This is a genomic window from Clostridium luticellarii (genome assembly GCF_002995845.1).
GTDB classification, from domain to species: domain Bacteria; phylum Bacillota; class Clostridia; order Clostridiales; family Clostridiaceae; genus Clostridium_B; species Clostridium_B luticellarii.
This window is the reverse complement of sequence record NZ_PVXP01000152.1, coordinates 1-1,340: the sequence shown is the minus strand read 5'-3', so window position 1 is coordinate 1,340 and position 1,340 is coordinate 1. Positions and strand designations below refer to the sequence as shown.

The 1,340-nt window shown below is 25.6% G+C and carries 1 protein-coding gene; it reads right to left on the bottom strand.

Features of this window, described 5'->3' with window-relative positions:
* Positions 1-581: 581 nt before the first annotated feature.
* Positions 582-830, bottom strand: a complete 249-nt coding sequence (locus tag CLLU_RS18480) for a type II toxin-antitoxin system prevent-host-death family antitoxin (protein ID WP_106011217.1) — start codon at positions 828-830, stop codon at positions 582-584.
* Positions 831-1,340 lie beyond the last annotated feature (510 nt).

Sequence of the window (1,340 nt, the reverse complement as noted above, 5' to 3'; positions counted from 1 at the left end):
ATATAGAATATATTGTATATACTTATATTAACATTTATGTAATGTAAATACAAGTTATTTTGTAATATTACACATAAATATATTAATTTACTAATTTAAATTAAGGAGGTGTTATCTTGGAAATATATCAAATATTAGTGCTAATGATATTATTTTCAGACTTGATTATAAAAATTTTGAGTTTTAAAACAAAAAAATAATTATAATATTTTAATTTTTACCATCCAAATCTCAAATGGGAAATTCAAGGTTGAATTCAATAATCATCGCTTTTTATTCATAATAAAAGCACCTACTATCATCAGTAAGTGCTTAATTTATGATTTCTTATCCAGAGCATAATATCCTCTTGTTTCAATTTTCCTTATGCTACACTCACACCCAAATCAACTAATTTTTTCTGGGTAAATTTCAATTTACATCGTTATACTGAAAAAGTATGGGCATTACATATATATCAGTTCTTTTATTACAACCTACAAATATATGATTTTTTATTATGTTAAAGCAAATATTGCAACACTTGGATTCAATAGATGTATATAAATCCTCTCCCTCAAACATAGACATTGAAACATATTTCATTTATCGGCTAACTCCTTAAAAGTTTCAATATTATCTTTAAGAACTTTGTTGGCAATTTTATCAAAAGTTTGTTCCTCAGATACAACAGCCTCTTTAGTAAATTCTTCAAAATTCAAGACTACATATTTAGTTTTATTGTTTTTCATAATAACTACCGATTTATTCTTATCAACTATCTTGGCCACCTTAGAAAAGTTCTGATTAGCTTTTGACATTGAACCTATCTTATTCGTATTTACCAGCATTGAAAAACCTCTTGAACACTATTGTATATTTATATAAATTTTTTATCATTGCTAAGAGATAACCATCATCAAACTTCATATTTTTAGCTTCTTTATAATTTTCTCTAAGTTTTATCAATTCGCTTTTCTCTGCAGTACCACTTATATAATTTACTCCTGTTAGCCAGATTGTATAATCTTTCGCCCTTATTCCCTCTTAAATTTGAGTATAATAAAAGCACCTACTTGTTTTTACTTGGTAAGTGCTTTTAATTTCACGTTGCAAGATCATTCTCTTTAAAATCACCAGGGTTTTCATCTACAGTATTTCACTTTGCTTAATTATGTTATTAAAACTGTAAATTCTTTATTCAGTAGATTTCTGGCAAATTTTCTATCAGTATAACCCGTACTTCAAGAAATTTTTTAAACTTATTCTGCTTCTTCAAAGAGCTGAAAAATAATTCCTCTCAAATTTATCTAGATAATATTTTTTATCTCCATAATTATTTATCACATATTCTATATAAT